We start from the raw sequence: 16582 nt of genomic DNA, 5'->3' as shown, positions 1-16582 counted from the left end.
TTTTTAAACAATTACAAAGTTTTTTGATAACAATTATCTAGTATATCGCTGTTTCTTTGCGCAAAAGCATGGGCAGGGGTAGAGGATGAAGGATGTCGTGATCGTCGGGGCGCTGCGAACGCCGATTGGCTGCTTTCAGGGTGCCTTATCGCGCCATTCAGCCGTCGAGCTGGGGAGTGTGGTATTGAAAGCGCTGGTTGAGCAGACAGGGATCGATCCGCAGAGTGTGGATGAGGTGATCCTCGGCCAGGTGCTGACCGCCGGTACCGGGCAAAACCCCGCGCGGCAGTCCGCAATTCGCGGCGGGCTGCCTAACACTGTATCGGCCATTACCATAAACGACGTCTGCGGCTCCGGCCTGAAGGCTTTGCACCTCGCCACCCAGGCGATTCAGTGTGGGGAAGCGGATGTGGTGATCGCCGGCGGCCAGGAGAATATGAGCCGCGCTCCGCATGTACTCACCGACAGCCGCACCGGCGCCCAGTTGGGCAACAGCCAGCTGATTGACAGCCTGGTGCATGACGGACTGTGGGATGCCTTCAACGATTATCATATGGGCGTTACGGCGGAAAACCTCGCCCGGGAATACGGCATCAGCCGCGAGTTGCAGGACGCCTGGGCGCTCAGCTCACAGCATAAGGCGCGCAAGGCGATTGATTCCGGCCGCTTTCGCGACGAGATTGTCCCGGTTATTACCGAGCATAACGGCGCGGCGCGCACCGTGGATACCGATGAACAACCGCGGGTGGATGCCAGCGCGGAAGGGTTGGCCAGCCTGCAGCCCACCTTCGACCGCCTCGGGTCGGTGACCGCCGGCAACGCCTCCAGCATCAACGACGGCGCGGCGGCGGTGATGATGATGAGTGAAGCCAAAGCCCTTGAACTGGGGCTGCCGATCCTCGCGCGGATCCGCGCCTTCGCCAGCGTCGGGGTCGATCCGGCGCTGATGGGCATTGCCCCGGTGCACGCCACCCGTCGCTGTCTGGAGCGGGCCGGCTGGCGGCTGGACGACGTCGATCTGATCGAAGCCAATGAGGCCTTTGCCGCTCAGGCGATCTCGGTTGGCCGGGTACTGGAGTGGGATGAACGGCGGGTCAACGTCAACGGCGGCGCGATCGCCCTCGGTCACCCCATCGGCGCCTCCGGCTGCCGGATCCTGGTATCGCTGGTGCATGAAATGATCAAGCGTGATGCCCGTAAAGGGCTGGCGACGCTGTGCATCGGCGGCGGTCAGGGCGTGGCGCTGGCGGTAGAGCGCGCCTGACGCTCTGTCTCGATCTACATGGCCTCCTGCGGGAGGCCTTTTTTATGCGCCGCACTTTGCCGAACCCTGCTTTTTCTCGCGTATTTCACTTCCCCCCTGGCGAATTTATTGAGCTCCGTCACGTCTTGTTGTGCCACATTTTTTGAAACAAATAACTACGATCCTGGTCACTAAAACTAAGGTGCTTAAAAAATAAAATAACGTTTCATAAAAACGAAATGACATTTTATTTATTATAAGGGGTACCCTATGTTAAAACGATCTCTGGTTCTGGCCGCCCTCTGTGGTATGTCTTTTGCGGCGACTGCGGTAACGATAGATTTACGTCATGAATTCATTGATGGCGGTAAGAGCGATAAAAGTAATGCCGACCGCGTCTCCGTTTCCCACCGTTTTGCCAACGGGCTAGGCTTTACCGTCGAGGCCAAATGGCGTTCGGGTGGCGACAACGGTTCGCAGCCCTATTCAGACGTGGTGGGTAATGGACATGAAGACACCATTAGCTGGCGCTGGAAAGCAACGTCGAACTTTTTCCTCACCCCGGGGTTTACCATTGAGAGCAACGACAGCCGCTCCATCTACAAGCCGCACCTCCACGTGCAATACAGCTTCGACAACGGCTTCTATGTCGCCGCTCGCTATCGTTATGAATACACCCGTTATCCGAACAACGCCGGTAAAGATGATGACAAAGTTAACCGCGGCGACGCGTGGGCCGGGTTTGCGCTTGGTGACTGGCGTACAGAGCTGAACTATGTCTATGCCCGCAGTTCCGAAGGGGTCAGCCGCAACGACAACAAACCCTACTCGCAGGAATATAACGTGAAGGTGGCTTATAAGCTGGATAACAACTGGTCACCGTATGGTGAAATTGGCAACGTCGGGGTGAACGACCGCAGCGATCGTCAGACCCGCTTCCGCGTTGGGGTGGCCTACTCGTTCTGACAGACCATTCAGCCCTCATCGTTTGTTTTCCCCGGCGCCGTCAGCCGGGGTTTTTTATGGGGGAAAGAGAAGGGACAAAAAAAGCCCTCCACGAAGGAGGGCAAGGCCAGTGACAGAAAGACGTGTGGCGTGGATCAGGCGCTTAGCATTGGCGGATGCTCGGGTAATTTCGCGATATAGATGGCCGGTTTACCGTCTTTATCGGAGCTGAACAGAATGGCGCTGTCGTCCGGGGTAAACGAGGGGTGTGGGTGAGTCACCTGACGGCTGTTGGCCACCGTCGCCCACGAGGTATCATGACGTGCGACGCGGAAGTAGCGTTTTTGCGCCACGTTAAAGACATACAGATAAGGATCGTTATCAATGGAGTAGCCGCCGGTATCTTTGACATCCACCGGGGTCCCTGAGCCATCGCCCACCAGCAGCGTGCCGTCGAAATTGCTCATCAGATGCGAGCAGGCCGGCATCGTCATCAGGGCCTCGTTGACGCCGCTTTCGGGATCAAAGCGATAGATCGTCCGCCCCTGCTGACCTTTCAGATAGGAGACGTAGATCAGCGCCGAACCGTCCGGTACCCAGAATTCATGGGTGCAGCTTTCGCCCGGGGCATGCGTTTTCACTTTGCGGACGTGGCTGCCATCTTCATTGACCAGCCACATGCGGGCGTCCACCAGATCGTGCGGCCCTTCATGGCAGAAGGCGACGGTGTGGTCGTCGAAGGGACGATAGATTGGGTGTCCCAGCCAGATTTTTTCCTCATGGATCACCTGGCTCTCACCGCTGTGCAGATCGACGCGCAGCAGGCGGCAGTGTGGTCCTTTGTGAAAGAAGTCATGAAAAATCTGCCAGTCGTTGAGCGGCGTCCAGTCGCTTTTCGCAATCTCAATGCCCACCAGTTTGCTGCAATCGCTGTTTGCCACCCAGGTGCCGTAGCCGACCCAGTCATCGCTGACGCGATAAACTTCGCGCTCAACGAGGGTGGTCAGATTCACCTCCAGCAGGGTGCGGTCATTTTTCACGTAATAAAGCGACTTATCGTCCGGGGAGAGGAAGCCGCCGAAGGTGTTATCCCCGGCGCCTTCCGTCAGCTGGATGGCCTCGGCGCTGGCGATATTCAGCAGATAGTAGTTCCAGTGGCCGTCAAACTCGCCGGCGAACAGTAAATGGCTGCCATCGTTAAAAAAACACTTCTGATAGAAGTAGTTGCGATGACAGGTGACCTCCGGAGGGGTTAAGCGGGTAACTTCCGCTCCGGTATCCGGATCGTGGCTGACCTGATAATTCAGTTTGACCCGCATGCCTTTAGCCATGTAGTGCTCCTTTCTTTCCTGCGATGCCGCTGGACCAGAGGCGTGTCGCTGAGTGATGTGTTTTAAAAGATGAGTGTTAATTTATCAAAACATCGTTTCATTATTTGTGATGCTTCACGCAGTTCAGCGTAATTCCCGCATTTTCAGCGGCCTGTTGGCCTGTCTTCTGCCGTCTCTCCAGACAACCGATTGAATCATCAACCTTTTAAAATCGCTTCCGACCCGGCGCGTGCCGCCAGGTGCCTTCGCTTTTTCTTTTTTTGTAATCGCCATCATAAAAAATGAAACATCGTTTTAAATATTATTGAAAATGACAGGGGGCAGGGCTAAGATGGCACCCATCAGCAAAAACGGAACTCTGTTTTATTTTCATTATGGTGGGCTATGCCCGAGAGTTCACCCCACGCTCAGCTCCGCCATCGGCGTGGGCAGGGCCGAGAGAACCTTGCCTGCACGCAGCAGGCTCTGAACGATTAAGGAACACATTATGATTCTTGATGCATTCTCCCTGCAGGGAAAAGTAGCCGTCGTGAGCGGATGCGATACCGGTTTAGGTCAGGGAATGGCCCTCGGGCTGGCGGAAGCAGGATGCGATATTGTTGGTATCAATATCGTCGAGCCAGTGGAAACCATCGAGCGGGTGACGGCGCTGGGACGCCGCTTTCTCAGCCTGACCGCCGACCTGCGCCAGATCGACGGTATCCCCCAGCTGCTGGAGCGTGCGGTGGCGGAGTTCGGCCATATTGATATTCTGGTCAATAACGCCGGGCTGATCCGCCGCGAGGACGCGCTGGCGTTCAGCGAAAAGGACTGGGACGACGTCATGAACCTGAACATCAAGAGCGTATTTTTCATGTCCCAGGCGGCGGCGAAGCACTTTATCGCCCAGGGCAGCGGCGGGAAGATCATTAACATCGCCTCCATGCTGTCTTTCCAGGGCGGGATCCGCGTGCCATCGTATACGGCGTCCAAAAGCGCGGTGATGGGCGTGACCCGCCTGCTGGCGAACGAATGGGCCAAACACAATATCAACGTCAACGCCATCGCTCCGGGGTATATGGCGACCAATAACACCCAGCAGCTGCGCGCTGACGAACAGCGTAGCAGCGAAATTCTCGACCGCATTCCCGCCGGGCGCTGGGGCCTGCCGGCCGATCTGATGGGGCCGGTGGTATTCCTTGCCTCCCCAGCTTCCGATTACATCAATGGCTACACGGTGGCGGTGGACGGCGGCTGGCTGGCGCGCTAACCCCCTCCGCGACGGCCGGGGCGGTGAGTATCGCACCGGCCGAGTGAGCAATTATTGTCCATATCAATAAGTGATAATCGTCCATATTCTATATCGCCTGATTAATGTTACTACCCTGTATGGACAGGGTTATTCACTATGACAAACGCATTTTTTGTTCCTTAGAAAGTTTAATGTCCATCACAAAACCTCTCCTGCCAGCAAAATAGTCCATATCTTTGGCTTATCCAGCCTGACAAACTCCTCCGCCAGTCACGTACTTTCGTCCTATGTCTTTCTCTGTGTGGCAGGAATAAAAATGACTTCAATCAGTAACGACTCTGCATTAACGCCGCGGACACAACGTGACACCCGGCGGATGAACTGGTTTGTTTCTATCGCTGCGGCGGTAGCGGGGTTGCTCTTTGGCCTGGATATCGGCGTGATATCCGGGGCGCTGCCCTTTATTACCGACCACTTCACCTTATCCAGCCAGCTTCAGGAGTGGGTGGTCAGCAGTATGATGTTGGGGGCGGCGATCGGTGCGCTGTTTAACGGCTGGCTGTCGTTCCGCCTCGGCCGTAAATACAGCCTGATGGCGGGGGCTGTGCTCTTTGTTGCCGGCTCTATCGGCTCCGCTTTTGCCGCCAGCGTGGAGGTGCTGCTGATAGCCCGCGTGGTGTTGGGGGTGGCCGTCGGGATCGCTTCCTATACCGCGCCGTTGTACCTCTCCGAGATGGCCAGTGAGAACGTGCGCGGGAAAATGATCAGTATGTACCAGCTGATGGTGACCCTCGGCATTGTGCTGGCGTTTCTTTCCGATACTGCCTTTAGCTACAGCGGTAACTGGCGCGCCATGTTAGGCGTGCTGGCACTGCCGGCGGTGATCCTGATTATTCTGGTCGTCTTTTTGCCGAACAGCCCGCGCTGGCTGGCGGAGAAAGGACGCCATATCGAAGCGGAAGAGGTGCTGCGGATGCTGCGCGATACCTCGGAAAAGGCGCGCGACGAGCTTAACGAGATCCGTGAGAGCCTGAAGCTGAAGCAGGGCGGCTGGGCGTTGTTTAAGGTCAATCGTAACGTGCGCCGGGCGGTGTTCCTTGGCATGCTGCTGCAGGCGATGCAGCAGTTCACCGGTATGAACATCATCATGTACTACGCGCCGCGTATCTTTAAAATGGCGGGCTTTACCACTACCGAACAGCAGATGATCGCCACTCTGGTGGTGGGCCTGACCTTTATGTTTGCCACCTTTATTGCGGTGTTCACGGTGGATAAAGCGGGTCGTAAGCCGGCGCTAAAAATCGGCTTTAGCGTGATGGCGCTGGGCACCCTGGTGCTGGGTTACTGCCTGATGCAGTTCGACAATGGCACCGCCTCCAGCGGTCTCTCCTGGCTTTCCGTCGGCATGACCATGATGTGTATTGCCGGGTATGCGATGAGCGCGGCGCCGGTGGTGTGGATCCTCTGCTCCGAGATCCAGCCGCTGAAATGCCGCGATTTCGGTATCACCTGCTCGACCACCACCAACTGGGTGTCGAACATGATCATCGGCGCCACCTTCCTGACGCTGCTTGACGCGATTGGCGCCGCCGGTACCTTCTGGCTCTACACGGTGCTCAACGTGGCCTTTATCGGCGTCACCTTCTGGCTGATCCCGGAAACCAAGAATGTCACCCTCGAGCACATTGAGCGCAACCTGATGGCGGGCGAGAAGCTGCGCAACATCGGTAACCGTTAATGTGAGGCGCGCGGCAACCACGGGCTGGCGACTTTGCGCGTCTCCCGATGGTTGTCGCCGTGAATGATATGCAGGGCGCTCAGGCGCCCGATGTCGTAGTGCGGCAGCTGCACCGTGGAGAGCGGCGGCAGAAACAGATCGCCAATGCCCACCATATTGTCGTATCCCACCACCGCCACGTCCTGGGGAATGCGTAACCCCTGACCCAGCAGCGTCTGATAGACCATAAACGCGATGCGATCGTTGCCGCAGATCACCGAGTCAAAGCCAGGTTTACCCTCGCGGATATGCGCCAGCACCACCGCCGGGATATCGTGGTAATGCTCATCGCCCTGGCCCATATACGAATGGATCAGATGGTCCGGTTCGATACCCGCCTCCCGGCAGGCGCGCTCCAGCCCCTGGCGGCGGCGGATCGTCGCCAGCTGGCTGGCGGGTAAGTGCAGGCACAGCGGATGACGATAGCCAGCGGCAAGCAGGGCTTTCACCGCGTCGTACTGGCCCTGTTCATCGTCCGGGATATAGCTGGCCACCGGCTGGCTGAGGCTTTCGCAGTTGGCCAGCACGCAGGGCAGAGTCAGCAGTTTGTCCGGCAGCGGCACCTGGCGCAGCCCCATGGTGGTAAAGATAATGCCGTCCGGACGGTGGGAGAGGAGCAGGTCGACCACCGCTTCCGGACTATCGTCCGAAAACATGTTGACCACAAAGCTGTTCCAGCCGTGGGCGCGGGCGGTCTCTTCGATCGAGAGGGTGATCTCCACCGAAAAGGGCGTGGTGACGGTATCCAGCGCCAGCACGCCGATGGTGCTGGGGGTGGCGCGCGCCCCGCGGATCTTCTTCGCCGACAGGTCGGGGACGTAGTTGGTCTCGGCGATGGCGGCCTGCACGCGGGCCAGGGTCTCCGGCTTGAGCCGCTCCGGGGTGTTCAGCGCCCGCGAGACGGTCATCAGAGATACATTCGCCAGTTTTGCTACATCTTTCAGGGACGCCATTTTTTCCTCCGCCGTGGCTGCAGAGTACAGGCTATACAACTAAGTCGCTGATGTAAAAGAGTGAAACGATTTTCTGCTATCTCCGTCCTGAACGCTGCCGCGGTTAATATTTGATCGCGATCGCATCTTCATTATGTTAACGTTAACTTTTGTGATTAACATCATGTATCGCAGCGAATCCCCCTGCGTTTTGTTTTTTGTTAACGTTACCATAGTTGCATTCCTCTAACACGAGAATGTCATGATGAAAGCGCATCACTCACACAGCTACCCGTTGCTCAGTGCCTTACTGTTTTTCTTTTTCGTGACCTGGTCGTCATCCGGCTCCTTGCTCTCTATCTGGCTTCACCAGGAGGTTGGGTTAAAGGCTGGCGATACCGGTATTATCTATGCCGTACTGTCGGTTTCCGCGCTGTTTGCGCAAGTTTTCTATGGCTTCATTCAGGACAAACTGGGGCTGCGCAAACATCTGCTCTGGTATATCACCGCGCTGCTGATCCTCTCCGGTCCGGCGTATCTGCTGTTCGGCCACCTGCTGAAGATTAACGTCCTGTTGGGCAGCATCTTCGGCGGGATCTACATCGGCCTGACCTTTAACGGCGGCATTGGCGTGCTGGAATCCTACACCGAGCGCGTGGCGCGTCAGAGCCAGTTTGAATTCGGCAGGGCACGGATGTGGGGCTCGCTCGGCTGGGCGGTGGCCACCTTCTTCGCCGGCCTGCTGTTTAATATCAATCCGCAGCTTAACTTCCTCGTCGCCAGTTGCTCAGGGCTGGTGTTCTTTATCCTGCTGGCGCGGCTGCGGGTCTCCTCGGCGCCGCATGCGATGCAGGAGGCGGTATCGGGCGGTAAGGTGACGCTGGAAGATGCACTGCGCCTGCTGACGCTGCCGCGGTTCTGGGCGCTGGTCTTTTTCGTCATCGGCACCTGCATCTACGGTGTCTATGACCAGCAGTTCCCGGTCTATTTCTCATCGCAGTTCGCGACCCTGCAGGAAGGCAACGAGATGTATGGTTATCTCAACTCCTTCCAGGTGTTCCTCGAGGCGGCCGGCATGTTCTGCGCGCCGTGGCTGGTGAACCGTATCGGCGCCAAGAACGGTCTGATTTTCGCCGGCATGGTGATGGCGATGCGCATGGTGGCCTCTGGCCTGGTGGAGGGGCCGCTGCTGATCTCCATTACCAAACTGCTGCACGCGGTGGAGCTGCCGATACTGCTGGTGGCTATCTTTAAGTACAACAGCATCAACTTTGATAAACGCCTCTCCTCCACCCTCTATCTGGTGGGTTTCGCCTGCACCAGCTCGATCATTGCCAGCGTCTTGTCGCCGCTGGCGGGCTACAGCTATGAAAAATATGGCTTCGCCCAGTCCTATCTGATCATGGGCCTGCTGGTGTTTTGCACCACCTTTATCTCCATCTTCTTGTTGCGCTCCGGTAAATCCTCGGCCGATCCGCTGGTGTCGCAACCTACCGCTATCTGAATCAAAAAGAGTGAAAATGATGACTTACACAATCTCCCGGGCTGAACAGGTACTCCAGACACAACGCCAGGCGCTCAATCTGCGCTGGTATCCACACTATCACCTGGCGGCCCGCGCCGGGTGGATCAACGACCCTAACGGTCTGGTGTGGTTCGACGGCTGGTACCATGCCTTTTATCAGCATCACCCGTATTCCACCCAATGGGGGCCGATGCACTGGGGGCACGCGCGCAGTAAGGATCTGGTGCACTGGGAGCACCTGCCGGTGGCGCTGGCGCCGGAGGGGCCGGAAGATAAAGACGGCTGCTTCTCCGGTTCGGCGGTGGTCGATGGCGATACCCTGGCGCTGATTTACACCGGGCATAAGTTCCACGGCGATCCTGGCGACGAAGCCAATCTGTATCAGGTGCAGTGTCTGGCCACCAGCCGCGACGGGATCCACTTTGAGCGCCAGGGGATGGTGGTCGACACCCCTCCAGGCATGCACCACTTCCGCGACCCGAAGGTCTGGCGGGAAGGGGATAGCTGGTACATGATCGTCGGCGCGCGCGAAGGCGATACCGGCCAGGTGCGGCTGTACCGTTCAACCGATCTGCGCCAGTGGCAGGATGCGGGCGTGCTGGATGAAGCGGAAAGCACCATGGGCTACATGTGGGAGTGCCCGGACTTCTTCACCCTCAACGGTAAGCGCGTCCTGATGTTTTCCCCGCAGGGGATGCAGGCCGAAGGGTTCCGCAACCGCAACCTGTTCCAGAGCGGCTATCTGATCGGCGAGTGGCAGCCGGGGCAGCGTTTTATTCGCCACGGCGAATTCAGGGAGATGGACCACGGCCACGATTTCTATGCCCCGCAAAGTTTCGCCACCCCCGATGGCCGGCGGATCGTAATTGGCTGGCTGGATATGTGGGAATCGCCGCTACCGGAACAGCAGGACGGCTGGGCGGGCATGCTCTCCCTGCCGCGCGAGTTGAGCCTGAGCGCCGATGGCCGCCTGCAGATGCGCCCGGCGAAAGAAGTGGAGAGCCTGCGCGGCGCCTGGTTCCCGTGGCCGGTCAGCACGCTGAACAACCAGCAGACGACGATGGTCGACAACTGCGAGGCGATGGAAGTGCACCTGCGCTGGGACTGCGCCCGCAGCAGCGCTGAGCAGTATGGTCTGCGCTTTGGCGATGGCCTGCGCATCTACGTGGATGCCCAACAGCAGCGTCTGGTGGTGGAGCGGCATTATCCGCAGTTTGGCCTGTGCGGGACGCGCAGCGTGCCGTTGACCGCCGGGGCGGATCTCAACCTGCGGATATTTTTCGATAGCTCTTCGGTTGAGGTTTTCGTCAATGATGGCGAAGCCTGCCTGAGCAGCCGTATCTATCCGCAGGTCCCTTGCCGTGAATTAGCGTTATTTGCCTGGAGCGGCTCAGCTGCATTAACTGAAGCCGGCGCCTGGCAGCTCGAATAATAATAAGGCTGTTGTCGTTAATAACCCGTCTTTGACGATGGGCGGGTTATTATTGCCTGCATCGTCGTGCGTTACCCATTAATAACAAATTCAGTTCATTCCATAATAAAAGGGTTTACCGATGAATAAAATCTGGGTCGGGTGTTTTCTCACGTCTCTGTATCTGCCATCCGTTATGGCGCAGGCGCCGTTATCGCTGGAGGAGCGACTGGCGCAAATGGAGCAGCGGTTAAAGGCAACGGAGGCGCGCGCCGCCAGCGCAGAGGCGGAAATTAAGACACTGAAAGGCCAGCAGCAGGCCACGACGGTCGCCCGCGCGGCGCCGGCTACGCCGCGCCTGCAGCTAAACGACAATGGCGAATTAAAATTTTATGGCGACGTCGAATTTAACCTCGATGGCGCCAGCCGCACCGGCAGTCTGACGTCGGTCAAAACCAGCGCGAATAAAAGCTGGGCGCCGGGCGATAAAGAACGCTGGGATATTAATGGTCGTATTCTGCTGGGGATTGACGGCAGGCGTAATGGCGCTGACGGGAAATATGCCGGATTCAGCGTGCAGCCGCTGGCGGATATGGATGGCAAAATGAATCTCGACGATGCGGTATTTTTCTTTGGTCAGCAGGATGACTGGAAAATAAAAATAGGTCGCTTTGAAGCCTGGGATATGTTCCCCCTGAATCAGGACACCTTTATTGAATATTCAGGCAATACCGCTAACGATCTCTATTCCGACGGCTATGGCTATATTTACATGATGAAAGAGGGGCGCGGGCGCAGCAGCAGCGGCGGCAACCTTCTGTTCAGCAAAACGTTGGATAACTGGTATTTCGAGGTTAACACCCTGGTGGAGGACGGCAGTTCGCTGTTTGTCGATCAGAACTATCATGGTAACGCGCTGGAAAACCGCAAAAATGTGGTGTACGTGCGGCCGGTGGCGGTGTGGCAGTCCGGCGCCTGGTCGGCGGCCGCGGCGATAGAGAGCAATCTCGTCAACAATGCTTACGGCTATCAGAACCAGAGCGGACGCTGGGTCGACCAGTCAAATCGCACCGGCTACGGGCTGACCATGAGCTGGAACACCCTGAAAAGCGACCCGCAGGATGGGGCGGTGGTCAATCTGAGTACCGCTCTGCTGGACGCGGCGGACGAAACCGACTTCAGCGCCGGAATTAACGCCCTGTGGCATCGCGTGGAGCTGGGCTATATCTACGCGCATAACAAAATCGACCAGTTCAATATGGCCGGGGTGACCAGCGAATGCGATGGCGACTGCGCAATTCTCGCGCCGGGGCGCTATGACATCCATACTCTGCACACCTCCTGGCAGTTGCCGAATATTATGGCGATGCCGAACTTCAATATTTACCTTGGCGCCTATGCTTCGTGGCTCGATTCCACGGCAGCGAAGAGCGGGAATCCCGATGAACGCTACGGCGCTCGGGTGCGTTTTAAATATTTTTTCTGACAGGATACTCAGGCAGACTCTCCCGCGGCGGACGCCGCGGGAGAGTTCAGACGGGCAGGTTAGCGCATCGCGCGGCGCAGAATGCGGTCGGTCTGGCGCTGGAAGTCCTCGGCCGCTTCTTCCACCGACTTTTTACCGTAGTCGATGTACTGCAGGGTGGTGCCGAACTGGGCGACAATCTGCGGGTCGTCGAAGTACGGGGAGACCGGCAGGGTCGTGGGCAGGGATTGTGCCAGTTTCAGGCCAGACACCGCCGGATCGTCGGCTTTGATGATCCCGTCCTCGGTCAGGTAGTTGACCGCCGCTTTACTCAGTGGTACTCCACGCTCCAGTCCGAGAATATCCACCCCTTCTTTACTGTTCAGCAGGAAGTTAATCACTTTCGCCGCCGCCTGCGGGTTTTTCGTCGATTTGCCAATCGACAACATTTGCGCGGGCTTGAAGAACAGTCCGGCGTCGGTGGCGCCCGGCAGCATCGGGTATTCCCCCAGCACCAGCTTCGCCGGCGGCTTCAGGTTATCGGAATATTTGTTGATGGTGGAGTTCCACATGTAGGTGCCGCCCCATTCACCCTGGATCCACGGCTTCATCTCGTACATGTTGCTCTTGCCGAACGAGGCATAGTAGCGGGTGTCCGGCATCACATGGTTGTCGATAAGCTTCTTATACATACCGAAGAAATCTGCCCACTGCGCTTTGCTGTAGGAAAATTTGCGCCCCTTCTCATCGATGGCCGGCTGATTGTATTTTTGCACCATATAAGAGTTGAGCAGCGCCAGCACGTCCTGGTGTTCGAGCACGACCGGGTAGTACTGTTTCCCGAGCTTGCTTTCGAAGGTTTTGCCCGCCGCCATAAGCTCATCCCAGGTTTTCGGGAAGGCGATGCCCGCCTTTTTCCACGCTTCGTCGTTAAAGTAGAAGACGCGGGCGGTGACGGAAATGGGAATACCGTTAAGCTTGCCGTTGACCGTGGTGGACTGCAGCTCTTTGGCATCGAACTGGCTGAGGTCGATCTCGTCTTTCAGGGTATTGAGATCGTAAAAGCCCTCGCCATTTTTCGAAAAGATCGGCAACCAGTTCCAGTTGGTCTGCATCACGTCAGGCTCAGTGCCGCCGGCAATCTGGGTGGTCAGGCGCGAAAGATGGCCGTCCCAGCCGGTGTATTCTGCTTTGACGTTAATGTCGGGATGTTGTTTGTGGAATTCCTCCAGCGCCTTGAGGGTGACCTGATGGCGGCCGTTGCCCCCCCACCAGGACATACGAAGGTCGACATCCTTCGCCATTGAAGGTAATGCGGTAAGGCCCAGAGTGGCGGAGATGACGGCGCTTAAAAGCACGTTTTTCATTTTAATACTCCAGTGTTCACAGAGAGAGGTTCTGTTCGGTTTTCGCGTCAAAGATGTGACACTTATTGAGATCAAATTTGAAATACACCTTGCGATGAAGGCCCTTCTCGAGCATGGGTTTCGCTTCATCGGACGGCACGCGGGCGGTCAGCTCATAATCAGCAACCTTCAGATAAACAAAGAATTCATGTCCCATGTTTTCCACACGTACCATTTCACCCGTGCAGGAACCCTCGGCAAAGGGGTCATCGGAGAGAGAGACAAACTCCGGGCGCACGCCAAAGAAAACCTGCTGATTCTTATGGGTCTCAACTTTGCTTTGCAGCAGGTCGTTGAGCGGCAGTCGCTGATCGCCCAGCGTCAGATGCAGGCGACCGTCGTGCTCAACCAGCTGGCTGGGGCGAATATTCATCTCCGGCGCGCCGATGAACCCGGCGACAAACATATTTTTCGGCTGGTGGTAGAGATTGTCTGGCGTATCAACCTGCATAATGTGGCCGAGCTTCATCACGCAGATGCGGTCGCCCATGGTCATCGCTTCCGTCTGATCGTGGGTGACGTAGACGGTGGTCGCCGGTTTGCCGGATTTTTTCAACTGCTTATGCAGATCGGAAATGCGGATCCGCATCGAGGCGCGCAGTTTGGCGTCAAGGTTGGAGAGCGGTTCGTCGAACAGGAAAACGTCCGGTTTTTTGACGATCGCCCGACCCACCGCCACGCGCTGCGCCTGGCCGCCGGAGAGCTGGCGCGGCAGGCGATCGAGCAGTTCTTCCAGTTCGAGAATTTTCGCCGCTTCTTCCACCTGTCTGTCGATTTGCGCCTTCGGCAGCTTGCTCAGCTTCAGGCCGAAGGCGAGGTTTTCGCGCACCGTCATATGCGGATAGAGGGCGTAGTTCTGGAACACCATCGCGATGCCACGTGATTTTGGCGCCAGGTTGTTGACGATTTTGTCCCCAATCCGCACCTCGCCGCCGCTGATGGTTTCCAGACCCGCCAGCATGCGCAGGGTGGTCGATTTGGCGCAGCCGGAGGGGCCGACGATCACCATAAATTCGCCATCGGCAATCTTCAGGTCGATACCATGCACCGCTTTAAACCCGTTGGAGTAAACTTTTTCCAGTTTGTTGAAAATGACTTCAGCCATGATATTTCCCTCTTAACCTTTGATTCCGCTGCTGGTCACGCCCTGCACGAAGTAGCGTTGAGCCAGGAAGAAGACAATGATGGACGGCAGAATGGAGATACTCGCCATTGCCAGAATTTCGTTCCACGGCGCGCCTTCCGTGACGTCGATGGACATTTTTAGCGCCAGCGCGATGGGATACTTATCGACGCTGTAGACGTAGATCAGCGGGCCGATAAAGTCGTTCATCGACCACATGAACTGGAACAGCGCCACCGAGATAATGGCCGGCTTGAGGATCGGCACGACCACGTACCACAGCACCTGGATGGAGTTGCAGCCGTCGATCTGCGCCGCCTCTTCCATATCGCGTGGGACGCCGCGCAGAAACTGGATCAGCATGAAGACAAAGAATCCCTGGGTGGCGAAGGCCAGCGGCAGGTACAGCGGCAGATAGCTGTTCAGCATCCCCATTTCACGGAACATCAGGTACTGCGGGATCAGCAGGACGGTGCTCGGCAGCAGCATGGTGGTGATGAGCGTTGCGAACCAGAACTTCTTCCACGGGATTTCAAAGCGTGCAAAGCCGTACGCCACGATGGTGGAGGAGATGATCGTTAACACCACCTTCGGGATCACATACTTAAAGGTGTTAAGCATATAGTGGCCGAAATGGTATTCGGAGCCGGTTTTCCAGCCATTAATAAACCCGTCCCAGGTCGCGTGGGCAGGCCACAGTCCGAGGGTGGTGAAGATCTCATGGTTCGGCTTGAACGAGGCGGAGAACATCCACGCCAGCGGGTAGAGCATCAGCAGGCCGACGAATATCAACACGACGTAGCGTACCACCCGACTCACCTTTTCCCGACGCAGCGTACGAGCGACCTCACGATCGGCGTTGCTCATTACCGGCGCCATCTGTTGAATATCAGCCATTTTTGCCTCCCTTATCGGCGGAGTAGAAGACCCAGTATTTCGATGATTTAAAGGCTATCGATGCAAAGACCGCGACGACGAGGAACAGCACCCACGCCAGCGCGGCGCCATAGCCCATGTCGAAGTACTTAAAGGCGGTATCGTAGATATAGAGTGAGAACAGGTAGGTGTAATAGGTTGGGCCGCCGCCGGTTATCACGTACGGGCCGGTAAACTCCTGGAACGCCTGAGTGGTCTGCATAATAAAGTTGAAGAAAATGACCGGAGTGATCAGCGGCACGGTGACCTTCATGAACATCTGCCACTTTGAGGCGCCGTCGATCATCGCCGCCTCATACTGCGACTGCGGAACGTTCTGCAGCGCGGCGAGGAAGATGACCATCGCGGAACCAAACTGCCAGACGCGCAGCAGGGTGACCGACATCAGCGCCAGCGAAGGCTCCCCCAGCCAGTTGACGGCATCGATGCCAAAGACGGCGAGGAAGCTATTCAGCAGGCCGTCAATGGCGAACAGGGCGCGCCACAGTACCGCAATAGCCACTGAGCTGCCGAGAATCGACGGAATGTAGTAGGCGGTACGGAAAAAGCCGATGCCGCGCAGTTTGAAATTGAGCACAAAAGCAATGCCGAGGGCGAAAGCCAGTTTTAAGGGAATAGTTAAAAAAACGTAGGCAAAGGTCACGCCCATCGATTTCCAGAACAGGCTGTCCTCGGTCAACATATAGCGATAGTTTTCGATGCCGTTAAATACCGGCGGGCTCATCAAGTCGTACTCAGTAAAACTGAGAAAGAAAGATGAAACAAAGGGAAAAGCGGTAAAGACGATCAGCCCGATGATATAGGGTGATATCCATGCCAATCCCAGCAGCTTGTTTTCATTCATACATACCTACCTGGCTTACGAGTTGTAATACGGATTCGGTGACGCGGCGCTGTCGGCCTTTTCGCCTGACAACGCAAAAATGTCTGAACGCTTCCTCTGATTAACATGTCCTTGTTAATGAATGGGTTATTATTTAAGTGAGCCAGCAAGTGGCGTGCTGTCAGGCTCGCTTTTATGCTGCTCTATTTTTTATAAAACACCGTTTTAATTTCATTTTATTGCGATTTATTTCTGCGTCATGCAGATCAGGATGGAAATGTGATCAAAGTCGAAACGATGTTTCAAAAAGGTGAGGTGGTAAGCATTTTAGGGGGCTGCGGGAGCCTGAAAAGAATGAAGGTTCAGCGTTAACTGAGTGAAAAATATTATTACCAGGATAATGATTGTGACGGCATCTTTTTTAATGCCTGCAG

At 56.5% G+C, this 16582-nt stretch carries 14 protein-coding genes; 8 read left to right on the top strand and 6 right to left on the bottom strand.

Features of this window, described 5'->3' with window-relative positions:
• Window positions 1-85 precede the first annotated feature (85 nt).
• Window positions 86-1264, top strand: a complete 1179-nt coding sequence (locus tag HMPREF3142_RS23440; RefSeq protein WP_008806357.1) for an acetyl-CoA C-acetyltransferase — start codon at window positions 86-88, stop codon at window positions 1262-1264.
• A 249-nt stretch (window positions 1265-1513) separates the two neighbouring features.
• A complete protein-coding gene (gene ompK26, locus HMPREF3142_RS23435) occupies window positions 1514-2209 on the top strand; it encodes a KdgM family porin OmpK26 (protein WP_012967271.1) in 696 nt (231 codons plus the stop codon).
• A gap of 134 nt (window positions 2210-2343) precedes the next feature.
• On the opposite strand, the gene HMPREF3142_RS23430 is transcribed toward ompK26, so the two are convergent.
• The gene (locus HMPREF3142_RS23430) at window positions 2344-3519 is read right to left on the bottom strand and encodes an oligogalacturonate lyase family protein (protein WP_008806355.1); all 1176 of its coding nucleotides are present in this window, start codon (window positions 3517-3519) and stop codon (window positions 2344-2346) included.
• Window positions 3520-4006: 487 nt separating this feature from the next.
• Here HMPREF3142_RS23430 and kduD point away from each other — a divergent pair, with 487 nt between their 5' ends.
• Window positions 4007-4768 (top strand): 2-dehydro-3-deoxy-D-gluconate 5-dehydrogenase KduD, encoded by a 762-nt coding sequence (gene kduD, locus HMPREF3142_RS23425; RefSeq protein WP_012540639.1) that lies wholly within the window; start codon window positions 4007-4009, stop codon window positions 4766-4768.
• A gap of 298 nt (window positions 4769-5066) precedes the next feature.
• Window positions 5067-6488, top strand: coding sequence for an arabinose-proton symporter AraE (locus HMPREF3142_RS23420; protein WP_008806353.1), 1422 nt, complete (start codon window positions 5067-5069; stop codon window positions 6486-6488).
• Here HMPREF3142_RS23420 and HMPREF3142_RS23415 read toward each other — a convergent pair.
• Window positions 6485-7480 (bottom strand): LacI family DNA-binding transcriptional regulator, encoded by a 996-nt coding sequence (locus HMPREF3142_RS23415; RefSeq protein ID WP_008806352.1) that lies wholly within the window; start codon window positions 7478-7480, stop codon window positions 6485-6487. The two genes, HMPREF3142_RS23420 and HMPREF3142_RS23415, sit on opposite strands and share 4 nt — an antisense overlap.
• A gap of 94 nt (window positions 7481-7574) precedes the next feature.
• On the opposite strand from HMPREF3142_RS23415, the gene HMPREF3142_RS29600 reads away from it, so the two are divergent.
• The 4 genes from HMPREF3142_RS29600 (at window position 7575) to HMPREF3142_RS23400 (ending at window position 11881) form a co-directional block, all read left to right on the top strand.
• Window positions 7575-7709, top strand: a complete 135-nt coding sequence (locus HMPREF3142_RS29600) for a hypothetical protein (protein WP_168443375.1) — start codon at window positions 7575-7577, stop codon at window positions 7707-7709.
• Between the two features lie 12 nt (window positions 7710-7721).
• On the top strand, window positions 7722-8963 hold the full coding sequence (locus HMPREF3142_RS23410) for an MFS transporter (RefSeq protein ID WP_012967273.1): 1242 nt from the start codon (window positions 7722-7724) through the stop codon (window positions 8961-8963).
• A 19-nt stretch (window positions 8964-8982) separates the two neighbouring features.
• Window positions 8983-10416: a glycoside hydrolase family 32 protein gene (locus HMPREF3142_RS23405; RefSeq protein WP_032747069.1), complete on the top strand. Its 1434-nt coding sequence runs from the start codon at window positions 8983-8985 to the stop codon at window positions 10414-10416.
• 121 nt (window positions 10417-10537) lie between these two features.
• The gene (locus HMPREF3142_RS23400) at window positions 10538-11881 is read left to right on the top strand and encodes a carbohydrate porin (RefSeq protein ID WP_012967275.1); all 1344 of its coding nucleotides are present in this window, start codon (window positions 10538-10540) and stop codon (window positions 11879-11881) included.
• A 59-nt stretch (window positions 11882-11940) separates the two neighbouring features.
• On the opposite strand, the gene HMPREF3142_RS23395 is transcribed toward HMPREF3142_RS23400, so the two are convergent.
• From HMPREF3142_RS23395 to HMPREF3142_RS23380, 4 genes are read right to left on the bottom strand one after another with little or no spacing between them, the layout of a single operon-like run.
• Window positions 11941-13227 carry an ABC transporter substrate-binding protein gene (locus HMPREF3142_RS23395; RefSeq protein WP_008806348.1) on the bottom strand — a complete coding sequence of 429 codons (1287 nt, stop codon included), beginning with the start codon at window positions 13225-13227 and terminating at the stop codon, window positions 11941-11943.
• Window positions 13228-13243: 16 nt separating this feature from the next.
• A complete protein-coding gene (locus HMPREF3142_RS23390) occupies window positions 13244-14371 on the bottom strand; it encodes an ABC transporter ATP-binding protein (RefSeq protein ID WP_012967276.1) in 1128 nt (375 codons plus the stop codon).
• A 12-nt stretch (window positions 14372-14383) separates the two neighbouring features.
• Complete coding sequence (locus tag HMPREF3142_RS23385) at window positions 14384-15286, bottom strand: carbohydrate ABC transporter permease (RefSeq protein ID WP_070612770.1); 903 nt, start codon at window positions 15284-15286, stop codon at window positions 14384-14386.
• Window positions 15279-16169 (bottom strand): carbohydrate ABC transporter permease, encoded by an 891-nt coding sequence (locus HMPREF3142_RS23380; RefSeq protein WP_004205419.1) that lies wholly within the window; start codon window positions 16167-16169, stop codon window positions 15279-15281. The genes HMPREF3142_RS23385 and HMPREF3142_RS23380 overlap by 8 nt, the downstream gene beginning before the upstream one ends.
• Window positions 16170-16582: the final 413 nt, after the last annotated feature.

Origin of the sequence: Klebsiella sp. HMSC16C06 (genome assembly GCF_001808325.1) — a bacterium.
Taxonomy (GTDB): domain Bacteria; phylum Pseudomonadota; class Gammaproteobacteria; order Enterobacterales; family Enterobacteriaceae; genus Klebsiella; species Klebsiella variicola.
Note: the sequence above shows the minus strand (reverse complement) of the source record. Positions and strands in the feature narration are given on the sequence as shown.

Coding starts and splice junctions, on each gene's coding strand:
- HMPREF3142_RS23440 (WP_008806357.1), top strand. CDS start 86: ATGAAGGATGTCGTGATCGTCGGGGCGCTGCGAACGCCGATTGGCTGC.
- ompK26 (WP_012967271.1), top strand. CDS start 1,514: ATGTTAAAACGATCTCTGGTTCTGGCCGCCCTCTGTGGTATGTCTTTT.
- HMPREF3142_RS23430 (WP_008806355.1), bottom strand. CDS start 3,519: ATGGCTAAAGGCATGCGGGTCAAACTGAATTATCAGGTCAGCCACGAT.
- kduD (WP_012540639.1), top strand. CDS start 4,007: ATGATTCTTGATGCATTCTCCCTGCAGGGAAAAGTAGCCGTCGTGAGC.
- HMPREF3142_RS23420 (WP_008806353.1), top strand. CDS start 5,067: ATGACTTCAATCAGTAACGACTCTGCATTAACGCCGCGGACACAACGT.
- HMPREF3142_RS23415 (WP_008806352.1), bottom strand. CDS start 7,480: ATGGCGTCCCTGAAAGATGTAGCAAAACTGGCGAATGTATCTCTGATG.
- HMPREF3142_RS23410 (WP_012967273.1), top strand. CDS start 7,722: ATGATGAAAGCGCATCACTCACACAGCTACCCGTTGCTCAGTGCCTTA.
- HMPREF3142_RS23405 (WP_032747069.1), top strand. CDS start 8,983: ATGACTTACACAATCTCCCGGGCTGAACAGGTACTCCAGACACAACGC.
- HMPREF3142_RS23400 (WP_012967275.1), top strand. CDS start 10,538: ATGAATAAAATCTGGGTCGGGTGTTTTCTCACGTCTCTGTATCTGCCA.
- HMPREF3142_RS23395 (WP_008806348.1), bottom strand. CDS start 13,227: ATGAAAAACGTGCTTTTAAGCGCCGTCATCTCCGCCACTCTGGGCCTT.
- HMPREF3142_RS23390 (WP_012967276.1), bottom strand. CDS start 14,371: ATGGCTGAAGTCATTTTCAACAAACTGGAAAAAGTTTACTCCAACGGG.
- HMPREF3142_RS23385 (WP_070612770.1), bottom strand. CDS start 15,286: ATGGCTGATATTCAACAGATGGCGCCGGTAATGAGCAACGCCGATCGT.
- HMPREF3142_RS23380 (WP_004205419.1), bottom strand. CDS start 16,169: ATGAATGAAAACAAGCTGCTGGGATTGGCATGGATATCACCCTATATC.